Here is a 20,010-nt window from a genome sequence, read left to right as displayed (position 1 = left end):
CCCGGTGGACCGACACCCCGAATGCGCCCAAAGCGGTCGTCCCTGTGCCTCCATGCCTCCCCGGTGGAGTCGTATCCCGCGGAGCATCGTAAAAATCGTGGCTCACCCCGAGAAGAATGCGCTTTTGTGCCCCAGCGCCAGGCCACAGGATGACAGCGAGTCCGCTTCCGGGGAGGAACCATGTCGTCAGCCATCGAGCCAGAACTGCTGCCCCTCACCGCCGAGGAAGGTCCAGCAGGACTGACCGTAGGCGCCGTCCCGCTCACCGAACTGGCACGCCGCTTCGGCACGCCCCTGTTCGTCTACGACGAGGAACACCTGCGCAGGCGCTGCCGAGAAGCCGTCGCGGCCTTCGGCCGTGACAACGTCGCCTACGCCTCCAAGGCGTTCCTGTGCACGGCCATGGCCCGACTCGCCCATGAGGAGGGCATGCTCCTCGACGTCGCGTCCGGCGGTGAACTCGCGGTCGCACTCCGCGCGGGCGTACCCGCCGACCGGATCGTGCTCCACGGCAACAACAAGGACGAGGCGGAACTGCGGAGAGCGATCTCCGCCCGCGTACGACACATCGTCGTCGACAGCTTCGACGAGATGGACCGCATCGAACGACTCCACGCCACCGGAGAACTGCCCCCGGCGCGGATTCAGCTCAGGATCGCCCCCGGTGTCGCAGCCGGCGCCCATGAATCGATCCGGACCGGCGGCAGCGACTCGAAGTTCGGCTTCGGCCTCGCCGACGGATCTGCGACGACGGCCGTGCGCCGTGCCGCGGGCTCCCCGGCGATGGTCCTGGAGGGCGTCCACGCACACGTGGGGTCCCAGGTGTTGGACGCGACCGAACTCGCCGCCGGAGCAGCGGCCGTCGCCCGGTTCGCCGCTCAGTCGGGAGTGTGCCGGCTCACCGTCGGCGGCGGACTCGGCGTCGTCTACGAGGCTGGTCAGAGCGCCCCCACATTCGCCGAGTGGGCCGGGCGCGTCCGCGACGCCGCCCGCGGTGCCGGCTGGGAGGGCGACGTCGCGGTGGAACCGGGCCGTTCCATCGTCGCCCGCGCCGGACTGACCCTCTACCGGGTCGGCACCATCAAGCACATCCACGGCGTACGGACCTACGTCAGCGTCGACGGAGGCATGAGCGACAACCTCAGGCCGGCCCTGTACGCCAGTCGCTACGAGGCGTTCCTGCCCCGCTCCTCGCGTTCCCCGCGTCCCTTGCGGGCCCGGCTCGTTGGCAAGCACTGCGAGAGCGGCGATGTGATCATCGACAACGCAGCCCTGCCCGCGGACCTCCAGGTGTCCGATGTGCTGGCCACCCCGGTGACCGGCGCCTACGGCTATGCGATGGCGTCCAACTACAACAAGCTGCCGCGCCCCGCCGTGGTCTTCGTCCGCGACGGTGACGCCCGGGTCGTGGTGCGACGTGAGACGGAGGACGACCTGCTGCGCCTGGACGCCGATGCGACCGGCGTCGAGATGTCCGTCCGCCCGGGAGCCGGCGAACTGGTGGCGGCCCGCCAGTCGTCGGTCCAGTCGGTCTAAATCGTGTCCGACAGCCAGGGCCCAGCGCCCTGGCCCGCCCCGGGGCCCCGCACAGGTGCCCCGGGGCGCCGGTCGTGGCAGAGCTCGACAGCACCCGTGAGAAAGGCTCTAACCTAGCCCGATGCTCAACAGCGCCCGTCTGCACGTCCTGCTGGAGATCGCCCGCAGGGGCACCATCGTGGCCGCCGCCCAGGCACTCCATCTGAGTCCATCCGCGATCTCCCACCAGCTCGCCCGCCTGGAGCAGGAACTCGGCGTCGCCCTGGTCGAACGGGCACCACAGAGCCTTCGGCTCACACCGGCCGGGCAGCGACTGGCCGAACACGCCCAGGCCATCGCCGATCTGATGGCAGTCGCCCAGGACGACCTCCGCGGGCACTCCGCGGGCGAGGCGGGCTTGCTGCGCCTCGGCTTCTTCGCCTCGTCGGGCCTGGAACTCCTCCCGAGGGCCCTGGCGGTCTTCGCGGCGCAGCGCCCGCAGGTGGAGCTCGAACTCATCCTCGGCCAGCCGCACGAGCTGCTGCCCGATCTGGAAGCGGGCCGGTTGGACGCCGCCGTCGTCTTCGAACACCCGCTGGACCCCTGGTGTCGACAAGCGGCCGTGGACGTGGAGATGTTCTTCGACGAGCCGCAACTCGTCGTCGTTCCGCTGCGGCACCGACTCGGCCAGCGCGCAACCGTACGGCTGGCGCAGCTGGAGGGCGAGACCTGGATCGGTACACGCGGCGGCGACACCGGCGAACCGGTGCTGGAACGCGCATGCGCAGCAGAGGGCTTCCTGCCGCGGGTCCGCTGCCGCAGCGACCACTACCAGGTCACCATCAACCTCGCCCGCGCCGGCATGGGAATCGCACTGGTTCCCGCCCTTGGGCTCGGTGACACCGCGGGTGTCCACGTCTGCCGGCTCGACCACCCCCAACTGCACCGCAGGGTCGGGGTAGCGACCCGCGCCACCAACCGCAACCCACTGCTCCAGGCGTTCCTCACCGACCTGCGCTCGGCAGCCCAGGAGGTCGGTTCGCTACTGGAGACGCAGTGGGCATGAGGCTCCACCGCCCCAGCAGCCGAGCGTGATGCGGTGCGGTCACCGTCCGCCCACACAGGCTTTCGATTGATCGGTACCGACCGGAGGCCGGCCCATCGCCCCCCGGGCTGCGGGCCGACCCCTTGTCTCAGCGGACTTCCCCTCCGGCGCAGTCCGCCAGGCTGCGGCCCACATCGCGGATCGCGTGCACAGCGGCCCTTTCCGTACTGGACCCGAGCGCCGTGTCCCAGTGCGCCACCACCGCGTACGCCAGCCGCCGGGTTCCGACGATGACGCCCGTATCGGCCCTGACCCCCGGGTCGGTGCCGGTCTTGTTGGCCACCAACAACTCACCGACCGGTGGCGGGCCCGGAAACGGCGCATACGGATCGTGCGCGATCAGCGCGGGCACCAACCCGTGGTCGGTGTTGGCGCGCATCCACCCCAACAACCGGGCCGACGCCTGCGGGGAGACCATCTCCCCCCGCACCGCACGGGCCAGCAGATGCGCCAGGTCCCACGCCGTACCGGTCGCGAAGACGGGCGGCACATCCGGTCCGCGGACATCCCGCACCAGGTCGTGCAGCGCAAGGTCACCGAGCCCCACCGCATCCGCCAATCGCGCCGTCGACTCCAGGCCCACCGTCCGCAGCAGTGCGTTGGTGGCCGTATTGTCACTGACCGAGGCGGTGAGCCAGGCCAAGTCCTCGACCGTCCAGTCACGTCGACTGAGCCGGGACAGCAGGCCCGTACCGCCCACGGCATCCGCCTCCTGGATCGCCACCGGTTCATCCGGGCGCAACGCACCCGAGTCGAGACGTCGGGACACCTCGGCCAGCAACAGGACCTTCGAGGCCGAGGCGACCGGAAGGACGACCCGTTCATCGAGGCCCACCGTTTGGCCGCTGTCCACATCGACGGCGGCCACGGCCAGGACCAACGGCAGTGCCGCCGAGCGTCGCGCAGTGGCAACCACCCTGGCCAGACTCATCGCACCCTCACCACTTCTCCCGCCCGCGTACCGGTCGGACGACCGTCGCGCACCGCTGTCCGTCCCGCCACCACCACCGTGCTCACGCCCCGTGGTGCCAGCAACGGCTGCTCGAAGGTTGCTCCGTCCTGCACCGTGTCCGGATCGAACACCACCAGATCAGCCAGGGCGCCGTCCCGGACGACACCGCGCCCGGTCAGTCCGAACCGCTGGGCCGGCAGTCCCGTCATCTTGTGCACCGCGGTCTCCAGCGACAGTAGCCCCTGATCGCGGCCGTAGTGGCCGAGGACCCTGGCGAAGCTGCCCGCCCAGCGCGGATGCGGACGACCGGGTTTGGGCACCCCGTCCGAGCCGATCATGGACAGCGGGCTGGCCAGGACCCGTCGCACGTCGTCCTCGTGCATCGAGTGGCTGATGATGGTCACCTCGCCGCGTTCGGCGAGCAGGAGTTCACAGACGTACTCGATGGCATCGACCCCCGCTTCTGCGGCCAGATCGGCGATGCGCCGCCCTTCCACGCCGGGCCGCGAGGGAGCCGCAGCGACCGCGATCAGATCCCAACCGCCATTCCCGACAGTGTTCTCCCACCCGGGCACCCCGTGGACGATGTCCCACCGGATGCGGTCGCGCTCCTCCGGCCGGCGCAGCCGCTCCAGCATTACACCGACACCGCCCTCGCTGGTCCACGGCGGCAGCATGGCGTGCAGCACGGTACTGCCGGCGGTGTACGGATAGACATCGCACAGGACGTCCACTCCCGCTGCGCGCGCCCGTTCCAGCCGCGGTAGCGTCCGCAGCGTGGCGCCCCAACCGTGGCGGCCCGCCGTCTTGTGGTGTGACACCTGCAAGGACGCACCCGATCGCACCGCGATCTCCAGGGCCTCTTCCAACGCCCCCTCGACCTGCGACATCTCATCGCGTAGATGGGTCACATACGGCTTGCCGTGCCGGGCGGCCACCTTCGCCAGGGCGATGATCTCCTCGGTGCCGGCATAGGTCCCCGGCGGGTAGATCAGCCCCGTGGACAGCCCCGCCGCCCCCTGCTCCAACGCCCGGTCGAGCAGTGCGCACATCACATCGAGCTCATGTGCGGTGGGTGGGCGGGCATCGAATCCCATCACCCCGGCGCGCAGGGTTCCGTGCCCCACCAGCGAGGCGATGTGCGTGTGGCGCAGTGCCGGGTCCTGGCCCGCCGCGAACGCATCGAAGTCCACGGCGGGGGGAACGGTCCCGAGGCCGAAGGACACCCGTACGTGCTCGGCCAGTTCTGGCAGCAGTTCCGGCAGCGAGGGAAAGAGGCTGATGCCACAGTTCCCACTGATCTCGGTGGTCACTCCCTGAAGGAGCGGCGCCAACCGCAGCCGCTCGATCGCCCCCGAGCCGTCGTCGGCCGCATGAGGCGCAGCGAGGGCGTCGGAGTGGGTGTGCACATCGATAAAGCCGGGAGCGACCACCTGCCCGCTGACATCCACCTCCTCGGTCGCGCTCGTTCCCGATCCCGGGGGCAGAACCTTGATGCGCCCCCCGCGCACGGCGACATCGGCCCTGGTGGCGGGGGCGCCGGTCCCGTCGACGACGATGCCCCCGCGCAGGACGAGGTCGTAGTCGCCCATCACAGGACCGTCGACAGGAAGGCCCGGGTGCGCTCGTGGCGCGGATCGGTGAACAACTCGTCGGGGCGACCCGCCTCGACGACGGCTCCCTCGTCCATGAAGACGACGCGGTCCGCCACCTCGCGGGCGAAGCCCATCTCATGGGTGACCACGATCATCGTCATCCCGCTGCGCGCCAGATCGCGCATGACCCCGAGGACCTCGCCCACCAACTCGGGGTCGAGGGCCGATGTGGGCTCGTCGAAGAGCATCAACGTCGGCTCCATCGCCAATGCCCGGGCTATGGCGACGCGCTGCTGCTGACCACCGGAGAGTTGTGCCGGATAGTGATCGGCCCGGTCGGCGAGCCCGACCCGGTCGAGGAGTTCGACCGCCTGCCGTTCGGCACGGGCCCGGGGGAGACGCTTGACCGTGATCGGTCCCTCCATCACGTTCTGCAACGCCGTGCGATGCGGAAACAGGTGGAACCGTTGGAAGACCATGCCGATCCGCTCGCGCTGTCTGCGGACATCGCGCGGACGGCGTTCCCTCAGCACTCCCCGCGTCGGACCGTGCTGCTCGTAGCCGACGAGTTCGCCGTCCACCCAGATCCGACCGGCTTCGATGCGCTCCAGGTGGTTGAAACACCTCAGCAAGGTGGACTTGCCTGACCCCGAGGGGCCGATGACGCACAACACCTCACCCGTACGCACTTCGAGGTCGATGCCTCGCAGTACCTCGATGTCGCCGAACTTCTTGCGGACCCCGCGGGCCCGCAGGACGATGTCGTTCACGCTGCCCCCTTGGCGGTGCGTCCGGGCCTGAGGTTGGCAAGGACCCGTCGGCGCACCGGTGTCGCGCCGGGGTTGTACCGGCGTTCGATGAAGTGTTGGGCGATGCTGGCGACCGTGGTGAGCACCAGGTACCAGATCGACGCCACCATCAGCAGGGCGATGACTTCGAAGTTGGCCAGGTACAGGTGTTGGGAGACCGTCATCAGATCCGAGCCTGCGATGACCGAGACGAGGGACGTCGTCTTCAGCATGGAGATGAACTGGTTGCCGAACGGCGGAATGATGACCCGCATGGCCTGGGGCAGGATGACCCGGGTGAGGATCTTCCGGTTCGACATGCCGATGGACTCGCCAGCCTCGCGCTGACCGGGGTCCACGCTCTGGATGCCGGCTCGCACGATCTCCGCCATGTAGGCGCCCTCGTTGATCGAGAGGCCGAGCAGCGCCGCGACGAATCCTGTGATGACCGCGTTCGTCTGCCACTCGACGAGCTTGGGCCCGTCGAACGGTATGCCGATGCTGATCACCGGGAACAGGAGGGCGAGGTTGAACCAGAAGATGAGCTGCACGAGCAGCGGCGTGCCCCGGAAGAACCAGGTGTAGGCGCTCGCCGTGATCCGTAGGACCGGGCTCTGCGAGAGCTGCATCACCGCGATGAGGACACCGATCGCGATGCCCACGACCATGGAGATCAGGGTGAGCTGGATCGTCACCCACAGACCCTTGAGGATCACACCGTCGAACTGGTAATCCGCGATGACGTCCCAATGCAGATTGGGATTGATGATCACGGTGTAGGCGAGCCACACCGTGAACAGGGCGGCGGCGGCCACGGCGACCCACCGCCCGGGCCGGGGGCGGCGCGTCACCCGCAACGAGAGATCGTCCGGATCCTCGCCGATGACGCCCCCGCCGGTCTTCTTGACGTCGGATGTGTCGGTGTTCACCGCGGAACTCACTGCCCGTCGTTGATGGTGGCCTTGGGCACGGCACTGCCCGCGACACCGTAGGAGTCGAGGATCTTCTTGTAGCCGCCGTCGTCGATCAGGTCCTGGAGGGCCTTCTGGACGGCGTCACGCAGCCCGCTCTTGTCCTTGGCGACGGCGATGCCCCAGGGCGCCGCTCCGTACTGGGTGGGTATGACCTGGTACGCCTTGTTCTTCTCGGCGAACATCTGGGCGACGGGGTAGTCGACGATGGTGGCGACCGCCCGCCCGCTCTCCAACTGGAGCAGACCGGTGGGTGCGTCCTCGCTCTGCGAGATCCGCATCTTCTCGGTGCACTTCGTGTTCTGTTGCTGACCGATGTCCAGGTTGGAGCTGCCCTTGGCGAGGACGACGGACTTGCCGCACAGGTCCTCAAGGGTCTTGATGCCCTCCGGATTGCCGCTCTTGGTCATGATCACGCCACCCGTGCGGAAGTAGTCGACGAAGTCGACGGCCTGCCGGCGTTGGGCACTGTCGGTCATGGACGACATCACCAGGTCGAACCGCCCGGACTTCAGCCCGGGGATGAGCCCGTCGAACGAGGCATTGGTGAGCTGGAGCTTGAGTCCGAGTCGATCCGCGACGGCCTTGGCCAGGTCAGGGTCGACCCCGGTGAGCTCGGTCGTCCCCGGCTTGTACATTTCCATGGGCGGGTAGCCGACGGCGGTCGCCACCCGCAATGTGCCGTTCTTCTTGAAGTCGGCGGGGAGCAGGTCGGACGCCGACTTGCCCGCCGCGGCCGACTTGTCCCCCGACGGGGCGCTGCCCGCGTCGGAGCGCCCACAGGCGGTGGTCGCGAGCGCGACCGCCAACAGTGCGGACACACAGCTCAGACGTCTGAGATTTCTCATCGGATTCTCCCTCACGCGGTGACGTGCGCCGATGCTGGCAGTCGGGTGCCGATGAATGGAAGATGATGAAGCTATTCCTGTCTGAGCATCGAAAAAGGTACTGCTGCGGCCGAGGGGTCACCGCTGCTCCGGAGACTCAAGGTGTTGGGTGCACACACGGCGCGGCAGAACCGGCAGCTGTTCCCGCAGGGCCGGTACAACGAAGGCTGCGAACCGGCTCGGGGGAGTGAGGGTGGCAACTCAGCCCGTAAGAGGGCATCCGATGGGTGCGAGCTGCAACAGAAACGCCCGCAGTGGCGGAGCTCAGCACCTGGACGCGGCACCACCGGGAACGAGGCGACGGGCGGCCCGAAGGAGCCGCCCGGCCACAGCACCGTACGTCAGGGGAACCGGGCGGCGCGCCCGGTTCAATCGTTGGATGCGACCGACCTCACTGCCGAGGCGGCTGCGGCCACATCTGCTGCGGCAGCCCACCGGACAGTGGTGTCGCCATGCGCATCACCTGCTCCAGCTCCCGCAGCACTCGCTCGGCCTCCCGGCGGACCTGGGTAGGCACATCACCGAGCTCCCCTATGAGCCGGTCGTAGATCGGCGCCTCCTGCCACACGGCCAACCAGTCCTCTCCGCACACGAGTCCAGCTCCCGTGGCCGGGAGCAGCTGCCGAGTCTACGGTGTGGGCGCCCGCTTCGGTCGCGGGTCCGGCAGACGGACGCCACTCTTCTTGCCGTTGGCACCCCGGGTGGGGTTGGGCCGGTGGGCGTCGCTTTTCATCCACATCCATTCGCAGAAGCAAATTCCTTCCGGTTGGCCAGGATGCCCGCCGGACAGCGGCCACCCTGGCCGACCCATGGCACACTGCTCCCCAAAGGGGCCATGAACAGGGGAGGTTGTGGGAGTGAGCGAGCCGAGGTCCGCTCCCACAGTCCTTCAGATGGTGCTCGGTAGGCGGCTCCAAAAGCTCCGCCGAGCAGCCGGGATGACCGCACAGCAGGCCGGCCGGCACCTACGCCAGGCGCACACCACCGTCACACGGATCGAGCGGGCCGAGGTCGCACTGAAGTACGTGACCGTCGCCGCCATGCTCGACCTCTACGGCGTCACCGAGAAGGAGAAGCGAGAGTTCCTCGATCTCAGTGAGAAGGCCAACGTCTCCGGATGGTGGCAGAAGTACCGCGATGTGCTTCCCGACGTCTTCAGCCTCTATGTCAGTCTGGAGGCGTCCGCCGCCCAGATCAGGACCTATGAACCGCACTTCGTTCCCGGCCTCGTGCAGACCGAGGACTACGCCCGTGCAGTTCTGCGCCTGGGCTTCCCCCGAGTGGACCAACGTGAGTTGGACCGACGCATCGCCCTGCGCCAGGAGCGCCAGTTGGTGCTGGAGCGCACGGACGCGCCGAAGTTGTGGGTGGTGATGGATGAAACGGTCCTTCGGCGACCCGTCGGCGACGCTGCCGTCATGAAGGGGCAGATCGATCGTCTCCTTGACACCTGCGACATGCCCCACGTCGCACTGCAACTGGCCGAGTTCCGGGCCGGAGCCCACCCCGGCGCCTACGGACCGTTCGCCCTCTTCCGCTTCGATGGGTTCGACTTTCCCGACGTCATCTACTGCGAGAGCCTGACCCGCTCCTCCTACATAGAGGAGATGGCCGAGGTGTCCGTCTACCGCGAGGTCCTGGACCAGATGGTCATCAGGGCCACCCCGCCCAGGCGCACCAAGGACGCCCTGTACGGCATACGCAAGGACTGGTCGTAGCCACCACGTCACCCGCCGACCGGTCCTGCCGACGGTGCCGACAGGACGCGTACGTGCAGCAGAAAGCCGCGGCGCCCACCGGTTGCGCGCCGAACAGTCCACCAGCGCAGGGGTAATGCACGAGCCAGCGCCTCGCTGACCTGCGCGAACCATGGGAAGGGCCGAGGTCCCAGGCCGGCCAAGAACGTCGATGTCAGTGCCGCCCCATAATGTCGGCAGCAGTGGGAACCGGCGGACCAGGCCGCCGGTTCCACCCAGGGGAGGAGTCTGCTGTGTCTCGTACCACGACGTATCTGGAGCTGTCGCAGGACGGCGAAGGGGCGCACAAGTTCTACGAGGTGACCGTGGACGACACGGTCGTTTCGGTGCGCTACGGACGCATCGGTGCGCAGGGGCAGTCCCAGGTCTCCACGTTCCCCACGGTGGACAAGGCCCGGGCCGCAGCGGCCAAGAAGGTGGGGGAGAAGGTCCGCAAGGGGTACGCCCCCGCGGTCCAGGGCCAGCGCGCGGCCCGCGCAGTGACCCGCCGCCAGGTCACATCGGCCCCCTCCACCGCTCGCTCGGTCGCCCCCGTGCTGTGGCGCTTTCGCACGGGATCCGCTGCCTTCGGCATCCACATCGACGAGGATCGCTGCTGGGTGGGCAACCAGGCGGGCGATGTGTACACGGTCAGCCACAGCGGTGAGGTGCTCGCCAAGTACTCCCTGCCGGACGGCGTCAAGTGCCTGGTCGCCGATGACTTCTGGATCTACGCCGGCTGCGACAACGGCACGGTGTACGACCTGTCGTCCAAGCTTCCGTTCGCCGCGTACGACATCGCTGCCGACGTCGACATCTTCTGGCTGGAGATCCGCGAGGGAGTGCTCAACGTCTCGGACGCCCGAGGCGGGTTGAACGTGATCGACCACGAGGACGAGTACCAGTGGTCCCGCACCTCCGCAGGTCCCTACGGCTGGATGGTCCGAGCCGACGACCGTGGCGTCTACCACGGTCATGGCAAGGGCGTCACGGCCTACGCACCCCACGGCAACGGCGAACTGTGGCACACCCCCACGACCGGCTCCGTCCTGTTCGGCTGGCAGGAGCAGAACTCGGTGTACGCGGGCACCAGCCGTCATGTGGTCCAACGCCTCTCCAAGACGAACGGCACGATCGAGGCGACCTACCGCTGCGACGCCTCCGTGTACTCCTGCGCCACGGCGCCTGACGGCGCCTATGTCTTCGCCGGTGACTCCTCCTCCTCGGTGTACTGCTTCGACGCGGCAGGCAATCGACTGTGGAAGTTGGGGACGGGAGGCGGCTCGGCCCTGTCCATGCAGTACCTCGACGGACGCCTCTACATGGTCACCACCGATGGCTCCCTCGTCTGTGTGGACGCCAGTGACGCGGCGATCGCGGCGGCACAACAGGGCACGGTCCCCGTGGCCCGGGACATCAAGTCCGCCGCCGCACTGCCCACCTACACCCCGGCGGCCTCACCGACCGCGGTGGCCACGGTGACGGTGGCACCGGCAGATGGAGTGGTGGTGGAGTGCATCCAGGAGTCGGGCCGGATGCGTGTGCACGTGGTCTCCGAGGGGTTCGAGCCCTCGTGGAACGTACAGTTCCCCCGCGGCATCAGGGAGGCAGGCGCCCGCTATGTGGTGGACGCCCTGCACCCCGCGTCGGGCGGCTTCTACCGGGTGCGCGGCGAGATACGCCGGCTGGTGTGAGCCGGGATCCCGCCCTGGAGCGCCGGGTGTTGGTGTCATGTGCACGCGCCTGGACTGCTCCCCGGCTTGGAAGGACCACGGCCACGGCAAGCGATTGACTGATAAACAGAGTCATGGAATCGACACCGGTGACCGCTGCCGACGCCAGCCGTGTCTGGCCCGCACTCCTCGATGCCCACAGGGCCTACCAGGCCGCGGTCTCGCCCGCCTACGACGAGGTCCTGTGGGAGGTGGCGCAGCGGGCAGAGGATTCCGGAAGCCTGGGAAAGGTCGACATCGGGGCACTGGTCGCCTGGAAGCGCCTCTCCGCCCGCACTCCGTGGATGGCCGAACTGATGGCGCTACCGGACGCCCAGATACGTTCCATCACCAAGGCGGCCATGGAGGCGGTCCGTGACTCGACACTCTCCCGCGCGGAAGCGGCCCGCAAGGGGCGAAGCATCGTGTGGGAGCTGCCGGGGTGCAGAACCGGCGACGCCCTGGCCTCCACGCTGCTCACCGCCGCAGCACCCCACCGCATGGCGGTCTACGACCGGCGCGCCCACCACGCCTTGACCGCTCTGGGACTGAACCTGACCAACACCCCTGGGCGGTACGGTCGCTATCTGCATCTCCTTGACCAACTCCTCGCCCAGCGCGATCCACTGGCGGTGGACTGGACCGCACGCGAAATCGACATTGCGCTCTACTGGCTCGGCAACTAGCCCACCGGCTAAAGCCTTCGCACCCTCGCCGACGAATCACGGCTGCGGCAACCCGAACCGACGGCTCTTCCCGGCACGACCTCGCCCTTGGATGAACCTCCCTGTCTCATCCCCTCGGGACTGGGCCCCATGGCCAACTGACGCCCTGTCCTGAGCCCCACCTATGGATGGAGCCGGGGCGAGCAGCGTCAGTTGCGCCACTGGGCGCCCGTTCTGAGCCCGACTTCTGGATGGGCCGGGGGCAGGCAGACCACCTGGTTGCGGTATTGGGGGCGCGCAGGGGGTGTCCCCGGAAGCGTCGGCGGCTTCAGGGCAGTCACTAACGGGTCAGCCGCTGGCCGCCGGCGCTGAGGAGTCACGCCCGAAAGCACCCCCACCACCCGCACCAACCCAAACCCCAGCCGGACCCCCCAAAGCCCCGCACCCCAGAGCCAACCCCCCAACACACGCTCCACCCGCCCCACCTCAGCCCGTCCGGCGTTTGAGGACGGAACCCTCCGCCTCCCAGGGTGGAAACCCAGGCACGGGCTCCACCCGGAAGCAGCTAGGACCCGCAGCTCTGGCCCACCCAGCCCGTCCGGCGTTTGAGGACGGAACCCTCCGCCCCCCAGGGCGGAACCCCACGCACAAGCCCCGCCCGGAAACAGCTAGGACCCACACCCCCTACCCTTGACCCCACCATCAGCCCCCACCCTCCCAGAATCGAATCCCTCCATGCGAATCTTCGTCGCGGGCGCCACCGGAGCAGTCGGCCGGCTCCTCCTCCCGATGCTTCTGGACGCCGGGCACGAGGTCACCGGCATCTCAAGGACCTCGGCCGGGGTCGAACGGATCCGACGGCAGGGAGCGGCAGCCGTAGCCGTCGACGCTCTGGACGGCCCAGGGCTCCGCAGGGCACTCGTGGCAGCCCAACCCGACGTGGTCATGCATCAGTTGACTGATCTCTCAGGTGCCGATGGCGCTGCCAACAGCCGACTGCGTGTCCTCGGCACCCGTCATCTCGTGGATGCAGCGCGCGCCGCTGGCGTACAGCGCATCGTCGCTCAGTCCATCGCCTGGGCGTACGCCCCCGGAGAGACCCCCGCGGATGAGTCCGTGCCCCTCGATCACGGCGCCGAGCAGCCCCGCGGGGGCATGGTGGCCGGCGTCAGGGCTCTTGAGGAGACGGTGGCAGAACTCGGTACGGCGGTTGTACTGCGCTACGGAATCCTCTACGGCCCTGGCACGTGGTACGCGCCCGACGGCCCCGTAGCCGCCGCCTTGTCCGGTGACCCGACCGCCCGTTTTCTGGGCAGTGTTGAAGCCGACCGCTCCATCAGTTCGTTCCTCCATGTCGCCGATGCGGCGCGTGCGGCGGTCGCTGCCCTCGACTGGACTGGTGGGCCGGTCAACATCGTGGACGATGAACCGGCCGAGGCCCGCGAGTGGCTCCTGCAGTTGGCCGCCTCCCTCGGATTGCCCGCGCCAACCCCCGTGCCCGGACGGCAGCCATGGGCCCGAGGCGCCACGCACCACCTGGCCCGCTCCCGTGGCTGGCGCCCGGAACACCCCACGTGGCGCGAGGGATTCGCCGGCAGGTAGCCACACCCCCAACATTGGGCACTTCTGCCCTGCTCCGACGCGACCCAGGCTCCAACCGAACCGAACCGAACCGAACCGAACCGAAACCCAACCCACCCCAACCAGCCCGACGCCCCCCGACCCGACCCGGCCTCCGGCGCGGACCCAGAGCTGCCTCTGACCGCCCAGGGGCTCCCCCCTTGCCCCTACTGGGAGCCGCGGAGCGAGCCCCCACCCTGCCCGATCATGAGGGAGGAGCCCCCATAGCCCAAGGACACAGGAGAGGGATGGCAATTACCCTTCTCGTGTGCGAAGGCACGCCGTCTGACCATACGATCAACTCTTGTGCGTCAACGATCACTTACGAAACCCGCCCTGATGGTGGCCGTCTGCCCTCCCTCCGGCCCCCACGCCGGAGCCCCAGGGCGGTTCACCGTGAAGGGATCGCGTTCGAACCGGCCACACCAGAGCATCACTACGGTGGGACCTGTCCGGAAAACGGCACTGGCGGTGGTCAGGGAGAGGGAGGATGAAGCATGACCAAGCGCAACCACGGTCGCGCCCATCCTCTCTCGGCCGTTCCGTCCGTAGAGGCCGCACCCAAAGCGCCCAGTAGTCCCGTACCCGAGGGGTTCGACTACTACGAGGGTGCCACCGAGGTAGCCCGGGTGCTGGAGGAGACGGGGCTGACCCCGTCGCGGGCTGAGCGGAAGGGGCATTTTCGGGGCGGGTTCTGTGCGGTCGAGGCCACCCACCCCGAGACATGGCCGGCCGGGGTCGAGCTCTGTGTGGAGGTCACGTACTACCCCCCTGCCGAGTTCCGCAGGCCGCCGGGGAGCAAACCGGACCCTCCCGGTGCTGCGGAACATCGTCGGGAACGGCTGAACCTGATAGCTCGGACCCTCCGGGAACTCGGCTTCGACGTCGACCTCATCGAGCGGGACGGATGGCCGGGACGTCAGCAACTTCTGCGGGTCCACCGTGCGGGGCCATCAGTGGACGAGTAGTGGCAAGCGCTCGCCACTCGCTCCCGCTGCCCTACCCCCTACCCCGGTCGTGACCTCGTCGTCATGTCGGATTGAGCGATCCGCCCATCCGGGGTGCGGCCTCCTGCGCCAGGGGCCGAGGCGCTTGTGAGTACGGTCCTGACCAGGGCGAAGTCGCCCGGCTCGTAGACAGAGCTGTCGGTACCCACCGCGTACCGGGACTCGACCGCGGCGGAAGCCGTCGACCAGGTCAGGGTTGTTCCGTCCCAACCCTCGCCCACGAGGACCGCGACGGTCACAGTGCTCAGCATGAGATTGAGCCCGTAGTGCCCGGAGCGCCGCATGGTCACCGTGCCCGGGCAACCGGTCGAGGAGGACGCATCCCGGCAAGGTGCCCGCCGTTAGCAGCCGCTCGGTGATTCCGCTGCCGCAGGAGATGAATTCCGGCCGCAGATGGGGTGCGTTCCACCGAGTGCCCGCCCAAAGGCATCCGCTGGACCCACCGAGGCTGCTCGCGCCACGTGTCGCACCGACATCTCCCGTCCGGAACGCCGGGTTCCTTTCCCAGCCATCACCGACGCTAAGTGGCGTCCCGACCGCTCACCCTTGGTAGACCTGCGCGGTGTGCCACTGGACATGGGCGGCAGCGACCATGGCCGCGTGGTCGCCGGGGCCGTTGAGCGACCGCCCTGCGAGGTCGAGGACCTGGGTACGAGCGGCCTCGCTGCGTCCCGCGAAGCGTTGGGAGACGACGATGCGAAGCTCGGGGGAGAGGCCCAGTACCCCCTTGTCGAAGAGCCGATGGTGCAACGTGCACAGACACAGCCCGTTGGACACGTCGTTCGGTCCGTCGAACGCCCACCAGCGCACATGGGCGGCCTCCAGGCCAACCGGCCGCTCACCGATCCGGCCGTCGAACCCGCAGAACGCGCATCGCCCGTCGTAGGCGTCCAGGACGCGCGCACGCATGGCGCCGGCCCCGTGGCGCAGTTGCCGCATCCCGAGGGTGTACGCCACACCGAACGCATCGTCCCCGTGCACCAGCGGCCCCCCGGGCTCCCACCCGGTGGCGGCCACGATGTCCTCGTACAAGGACGGAGCGAAATGCCGCTCAAGCAGAACGCCCACCAAACGGTGCACCAGTTCGGGGTCGGCCGCCAGTGCTGTCCGGAGTTCGGGCGCCAGTTGTCCTGCGGCCCCGCTCTCCCTCAGAGCCCGCTCCCCGGTACCGGGGCTACCTTCACCGGTGTCGGTGCGCACCACCCACAGTCCGTCGCTCTGGAGGTGGTGGAACGGATACGCGGGGGTGGTGCGTCGTGCCGGACCGAACTCGGCCAGCAACCGGCGCAGATCCGATTCCACCTCCGAGTACCGCAGCGACTCCGCAGCGCCACGCTGGAATCGGGCCAACGCGTACAGCAACAACAGGGGTTTATGCGGAGCTCGCTCGCCGCCCCTGGCCCATTGGCGCAACGAGCTGAAGCTATTGACCCACCGAGTCGACGACGCATCCACCTCCGCAGGGTACCGATACGGACACGACGCTCACCTCCCATCCGGGCCCGTTGTGATGCCCGTTCCCCCTGTCCGGTCGCCCCTCGCAGCCGCCCCGCAGACGCGACGACGACGCAGGGGCGGGCAGCCCCCCTCCCGCGGACCCCCCTCCCGCGGGACCGCTCCGACGACGCAGTACCCGGCTCCTGGGCACACCGTGCCGGACTCCGCGCCCGGGTACACCGTGCCGGGAAACCCTTTCCCAACAGCCCATTTCTGCCGTGGGAGGTCCCTGAACCCGCCCGCTGGCGTACGCTGATGTTCCTCAAGGACGTCTGTCCCGGCAGCCCCCGCATACGCCGGGCGCCCGCCTGGTCATGGGGGTTTGCATGACGCGACGTGTTGGCGCGGTGAGGCGCCGACTCTTCGAGCGCGAAGCGGAGTTGGCCGCCGCCGACGAGGCGCTGGACGAACTCATCGGCATCCCCCCTGACGGTGGTACCGGGCACCCGCGCGGGGCCCTGCTCGCCTTCGCCGGACACGCGGGGCTCGGCAAGACGACGCTGCTCACCGAGGTCCGCCGCCGCGCCACCGCCCAAGGGTGCACCGTACTCTCCGCCCGCGGTGGGGAGCAGGAGCAACAGGTCGCCTTCCACGTCGCTCGCCAGCTGATTCAACCGCAGCTCGCAGGCGCGTCCGAGGCCGCGCTGCGCATGCGCCTGGGCAGTTGGTACGGCATCGTCGGCCCGGCCCTCGGACTCTGCACCGCAGAGGCGGGCTCGCCACCGGATCCCCAAGGACTGCGTGACGGCCTCGACTGGGTCCTCACCCATCTGGCGGTCCAGAAGGCACCGCTCGTCCTCGTCCTCGACGACGCCCACTGGGCGGACCCCGAGTCCCTGAGCTGGCTCGCCTCCTTCGCCCCTCGGGCCGAGGACCTCCCCATGCTCCTCGTGGTCGCCTACCGGCCGGAAGAACTGCCCGACCACGCGGACCAGTTCCGTCATCTACCGGGCCGAGCCGGACAGAGACCGATAGATCTGGAGCCCCTGACGGTCTCCGCCGTGGCCCGGTTGGTACGCGAATGGCTCGGCACCCACGCCGATGACACATTCTGCCGCGAATGCTGGGCGGTGACCGCGGGCAACCCCTTCGAAGCCATCGAACTCATCGCCAAGGTGCGCGACCGCGGCATCACACCCACTGCATCCGGAGCCCGCCTCCTCCGTGATCTCGCAGCCGCCGTCAAGGGCAGCGGACTCATCGCCCGGCTGGAGCGCCTCGGCCCCTCCACGGTCCGCTTCGCCTGGGCCGGTGCCGTGCTCGGCACGGAAATCCCACCCGCCCTCGCGGCTGCCGTGGCCGGTCTCGGTACCGAAGCAGCCGCAGACGCCGCTGACCGGCTCCGAGACGCCCGGGTCCTGACCGGTACCGAGACCCTTGAGTTCGTCCATCCACTGATCGCCACCGCCGTCTACCGAGCCATCCCCGACGGGGTACGCGTCGCCCTCCACGGCCAGGCCGCCTGGTGTGTCGTCGATGCCGGACTCGGATCTGCGGCTGCCGCCCGCCACCTCCTGGAAACCCACCCCGAAGGCGACCCCTGGGTGGTCCAGCAACTGCGGGAGGCTGCCCGCGAGACCCTCAGAGCCGGAGCCCCCGAGGCGGCCCGACGGCAACTGGCCCGAGCCCTCCGGGAACCCCCGCCCCCTCAGGAACGGGCCGCCGTCCTCTACGAACTGGGCTGCTCCTCCCTCCTCACCGAACCCGCGACCACGGTCAACCATCTGCGGGCAGCTCTCGACGAACCGATCGCGGACCAGGCTCTGCGCCAGGGGATCGTCTACCGGCTCTCGCAGGTGCTCGCGCACTCCGACCGGATCGGTGAAGCCTCCGAGATCCTCGCCCGAGAAGCCCGGCTCACCAGCGACCCGCGCACCCGGCTGCGCATGCGGGCCGAGAAGTTCATGTGGGACGCGTTCCGGGCCGAGGAGCCCGAATCCCCCGCCCGTTCGCGCCGACTGGCGAAGCTCGCAGATCGGCTCACCGGACGCGATCTCACCGAGCGCTACATCATCGGACTGAGGGCCTGGGACGCCACCCTGCGGGCCGAACCCGCCCCCGTGGCCCTCCACCACGCCGAACGCGCACTCAAGGGCGGGCTGGGCTGGGCGGTGGAGGACCGGGGATTCGAAGTGCCCGCGCTGGTGGCCCTCACCTTCCTCTTCGCCGACCTCCCGGGGCGCGCCGAGGAACTGTTCGCGGCGGGCACCGCCGAATTCGAACGTCAAGGATGGCGCGGGGCGCACCTCTCCTTCGCTTACACCCTCCTCGCCTACATCCGCTTCCGCAGGGGGCGTCTCGCGGAAGCCGAGGACTTCAGCCGGGCCGGGCTGCGCCTGGCGGAACGGGTGGGGCCGCGCACCCCGGCTGAGTGGTACGCGGTGGGAACCCTTGTCGAGGTGCTCCTTGCCCGCGGTTGCATCGACGAAGCGGCCAGGGTCGCTCACGACCACCACTTCGGAGATCCGTTTCCGGCCGCTGTGACCTTCCCGGACTCACAAACCGTGTACGGCGAACTCCTCCTCGCTCAGGGACGCACCAAGGAGGCCGCCGCGGAGCTGGCCGCCGTGGGTCGCCGCCTCGACGCCCGGGGCATGCGCAACCCCGCCTGGTGCCCCTGGCAACTCCACCTCGCGCTCGCAGAAGCACATCACGCACCGGAACGCGCCAGGTTGACCGCCCTCGACGCGGTCGAACGAACCCGACGCTACGGTGCCCCATCCGGTGTCGGCATGGCACTCCGCGTGGCCGCCGAGGTGACAGGCGGTGGTGAACGCCTCACATTCCTGGAGGAGTCCGTCCTCCAACTGGAGGGCTCCCCGGCAGCGTACGAACTCGCCAGGGCGCTGATTGCCCTCGGTTCCCACCAGCGCGGATCGGTCCGCCACCAGAACGCGGCAACCCATCTCCAACGGGGCCTGGAGATCGCCGGCCACTGCGGCGCCGATGCGCTCGCGGCGACAGCCCGTACCGAACTGGCCGTCGCCGGATTACGTCCCCGCTCCCTGCACGCCATCGAGAGCGACGCACTCACCGCGCGGGAACGCACGGCCGCCACTCTCACCGCCCAGGGACACGACAGGGCGGCCGTGGCCGCTGAGCTCCACACCGACGGGGAAGCAGTACGCAGACTGCTCTCGGCCGTCTACCGCAAGCTGGGCACCTCCGAAGCGGGTCTCGCACACTCCCTCGCCGCACCCCCGAGCACCCCCGAGGAGAACACGCCCGACATACGGATACTGAGCGACGACTGAGCCGCCTTCCAGCGGGCTCCGGCCCGCTGTGGCGGTCATCCCACCAGGGGGCCGGGCAGCACACCCCACCGGGATGGTCGATCCGCACCACGGGCCCGCCGCTCGGGGTCCTCTCGGGCTCTTCGGCCACGTACCATGGCGCTATGTCCTTCCTCCGCCGCCGCAGCGCCGCCACACCCGCGGGCCCGGACTTCGATGTCCTGGCCATGGACCCGGGGGACTGGCCCGGCAATCTCGGTGCGGGCCTCCTTCCCGCACCGGACGGCACCTGCCAGGGTGTCTTTCTGCGATACGACCTCTTCGGAGGACGCGGCCCCGCGATGATCATCGGCAACCTCCCGCAGGGCTCACCGGCCCGGGAGCTGGAAGAGGGCCAGGTTCCGTTCGAGGTGGCCCAGCTGCTGCTCGCCCTGGAGAACGACGAGCCCGTGGTCGTGGTGGACACCGAGGACGTTCCGGTGATGCAGGGCGACAACCTGCTGATCGTGCGCAAGATCAAGCTCTCCGAGAGCCGGATCTCCTGTGTGCAGTTCGACCGCAGTGATCAGGTGCTCGTCACCATCGCCAGTTGGGACCGGCCGATCACCGACGACCTCTATGCCCTGCTGAAGCCCCTGCCCGCCGAACTCTTCCAGCAGGGCTGAAGCCCGTCCGGCGCGATGAGCGCCGGACGGGAGCGCGCCGTGGAGCGGATTCCACGGCGCGG

General features: G+C 69.1%; 16 protein-coding genes. 9 read left to right on the top strand and 7 right to left on the bottom strand.

The window, feature by feature from the left end; translation table 11 throughout:
- Nucleotides 1-180 precede the first annotated feature (180 nt).
- Both lysA and ACFXJL_RS19025 read left to right on the top strand, forming a co-directional pair.
- The gene (gene lysA, locus ACFXJL_RS19030) at nucleotides 181-1,536 is read left to right on the top strand and encodes a diaminopimelate decarboxylase (RefSeq protein WP_384693841.1); all 1,356 of its coding nucleotides are present in this window, start codon (nucleotides 181-183) and stop codon (nucleotides 1,534-1,536) included.
- A 121-nt stretch (nucleotides 1,537-1,657) separates the two neighbouring features.
- Nucleotides 1,658-2,581 (top strand): LysR family transcriptional regulator, encoded by a 924-nt coding sequence (locus tag ACFXJL_RS19025; RefSeq protein ID WP_358879783.1) that lies wholly within the window; start codon nucleotides 1,658-1,660, stop codon nucleotides 2,579-2,581.
- A 127-nt stretch (nucleotides 2,582-2,708) separates the two neighbouring features.
- Here the strand turns inward: ACFXJL_RS19025 and ACFXJL_RS19020 are convergent, their stop codons facing one another.
- The 6 genes from ACFXJL_RS19020 to ACFXJL_RS18995 all read right to left on the bottom strand — a co-directional run bounded on the left by ACFXJL_RS19020 (nucleotide 2,709) and on the right by ACFXJL_RS18995 (nucleotide 8,405).
- A complete protein-coding gene (locus ACFXJL_RS19020; RefSeq protein WP_384693838.1) occupies nucleotides 2,709-3,551 on the bottom strand; it encodes a serine hydrolase in 843 nt (280 codons plus the stop codon).
- Nucleotides 3,548-5,164, bottom strand: a complete 1,617-nt coding sequence (locus tag ACFXJL_RS19015; RefSeq protein WP_384641443.1) for an amidohydrolase family protein — start codon at nucleotides 5,162-5,164, stop codon at nucleotides 3,548-3,550. Before ACFXJL_RS19015 ends, ACFXJL_RS19020 begins: the two co-directional genes overlap by 4 nt.
- A complete protein-coding gene (locus ACFXJL_RS19010; protein ID WP_358879786.1) occupies nucleotides 5,164-5,937 on the bottom strand; it encodes an amino acid ABC transporter ATP-binding protein in 774 nt (257 codons plus the stop codon). Before ACFXJL_RS19010 ends, ACFXJL_RS19015 begins: the two co-directional genes overlap by 1 nt.
- Entirely contained in the window at nucleotides 5,934-6,884 is a 951-nt protein-coding gene (locus ACFXJL_RS19005) for an amino acid ABC transporter permease (protein WP_384693833.1), read from the bottom strand. Before ACFXJL_RS19005 ends, ACFXJL_RS19010 begins: the two co-directional genes overlap by 4 nt.
- 8 nt (nucleotides 6,885-6,892) lie before the next feature.
- Entirely contained in the window at nucleotides 6,893-7,774 is an 882-nt protein-coding gene (locus ACFXJL_RS19000; protein ID WP_358879788.1) for an ABC transporter substrate-binding protein, read from the bottom strand.
- A gap of 430 nt (nucleotides 7,775-8,204) precedes the next feature.
- Nucleotides 8,205-8,405, bottom strand: a complete 201-nt coding sequence (locus tag ACFXJL_RS18995; protein ID WP_329028025.1) for a hypothetical protein — start codon at nucleotides 8,403-8,405, stop codon at nucleotides 8,205-8,207.
- Between the two features lie 265 nt (nucleotides 8,406-8,670).
- Here ACFXJL_RS18995 and ACFXJL_RS18990 point away from each other — a divergent pair, with 265 nt between their 5' ends.
- From ACFXJL_RS18990 to ACFXJL_RS18970, 5 genes are all read left to right on the top strand, one after another.
- On the top strand, nucleotides 8,671-9,531 hold the full coding sequence (locus tag ACFXJL_RS18990; protein ID WP_358879789.1) for a helix-turn-helix transcriptional regulator: 861 nt from the start codon (nucleotides 8,671-8,673) through the stop codon (nucleotides 9,529-9,531).
- Nucleotides 9,532-9,803: 272 nt separating this feature from the next.
- Nucleotides 9,804-11,243 (top strand): WGR domain-containing protein, encoded by a 1,440-nt coding sequence (locus ACFXJL_RS18985; RefSeq protein ID WP_384693829.1) that lies wholly within the window; start codon nucleotides 9,804-9,806, stop codon nucleotides 11,241-11,243.
- A gap of 113 nt (nucleotides 11,244-11,356) precedes the next feature.
- Entirely contained in the window at nucleotides 11,357-11,947 is a 591-nt protein-coding gene (locus tag ACFXJL_RS18980; protein ID WP_358879791.1) for a hypothetical protein, read from the top strand.
- A 714-nt stretch (nucleotides 11,948-12,661) separates the two neighbouring features.
- Entirely contained in the window at nucleotides 12,662-13,528 is an 867-nt protein-coding gene (locus tag ACFXJL_RS18975; protein WP_384641435.1) for an NAD-dependent epimerase/dehydratase family protein, read from the top strand.
- Between the two features lie 515 nt (nucleotides 13,529-14,043).
- Nucleotides 14,044-14,514 carry a hypothetical protein gene (locus ACFXJL_RS18970; protein ID WP_358882432.1) on the top strand — a complete coding sequence of 157 codons (471 nt, stop codon included), beginning with the start codon at nucleotides 14,044-14,046 and terminating at the stop codon, nucleotides 14,512-14,514.
- Between the two features lie 579 nt (nucleotides 14,515-15,093).
- Here the strand turns inward: ACFXJL_RS18970 and ACFXJL_RS18965 are convergent.
- Nucleotides 15,094-16,008 (bottom strand): phosphorothioated DNA-binding restriction endonuclease, encoded by a 915-nt coding sequence (locus ACFXJL_RS18965; protein ID WP_384641429.1) that lies wholly within the window; start codon nucleotides 16,006-16,008, stop codon nucleotides 15,094-15,096.
- 368 nt (nucleotides 16,009-16,376) lie between these two features.
- Between ACFXJL_RS18965 and ACFXJL_RS18960 the strand changes: the two genes are divergently transcribed.
- Nucleotides 16,377-19,304, top strand: a complete 2,928-nt coding sequence (locus ACFXJL_RS18960; protein WP_384693824.1) for an ATP-binding protein — start codon at nucleotides 16,377-16,379, stop codon at nucleotides 19,302-19,304.
- A gap of 143 nt (nucleotides 19,305-19,447) precedes the next feature.
- The gene (locus tag ACFXJL_RS18955) at nucleotides 19,448-19,948 is read left to right on the top strand and encodes a hypothetical protein (protein ID WP_329013254.1); all 501 of its coding nucleotides are present in this window, start codon (nucleotides 19,448-19,450) and stop codon (nucleotides 19,946-19,948) included.
- Nucleotides 19,949-20,010 lie beyond the last annotated feature (62 nt).

The organism is Streptomyces sp. NPDC059256 (assembly GCF_042753785.1).
Lineage (GTDB): Bacteria > Actinomycetota > Actinomycetes > Streptomycetales > Streptomycetaceae > Streptomyces.
Note: the sequence above shows the minus strand (reverse complement) of the source record. Positions and strands in the feature narration are given on the sequence as shown.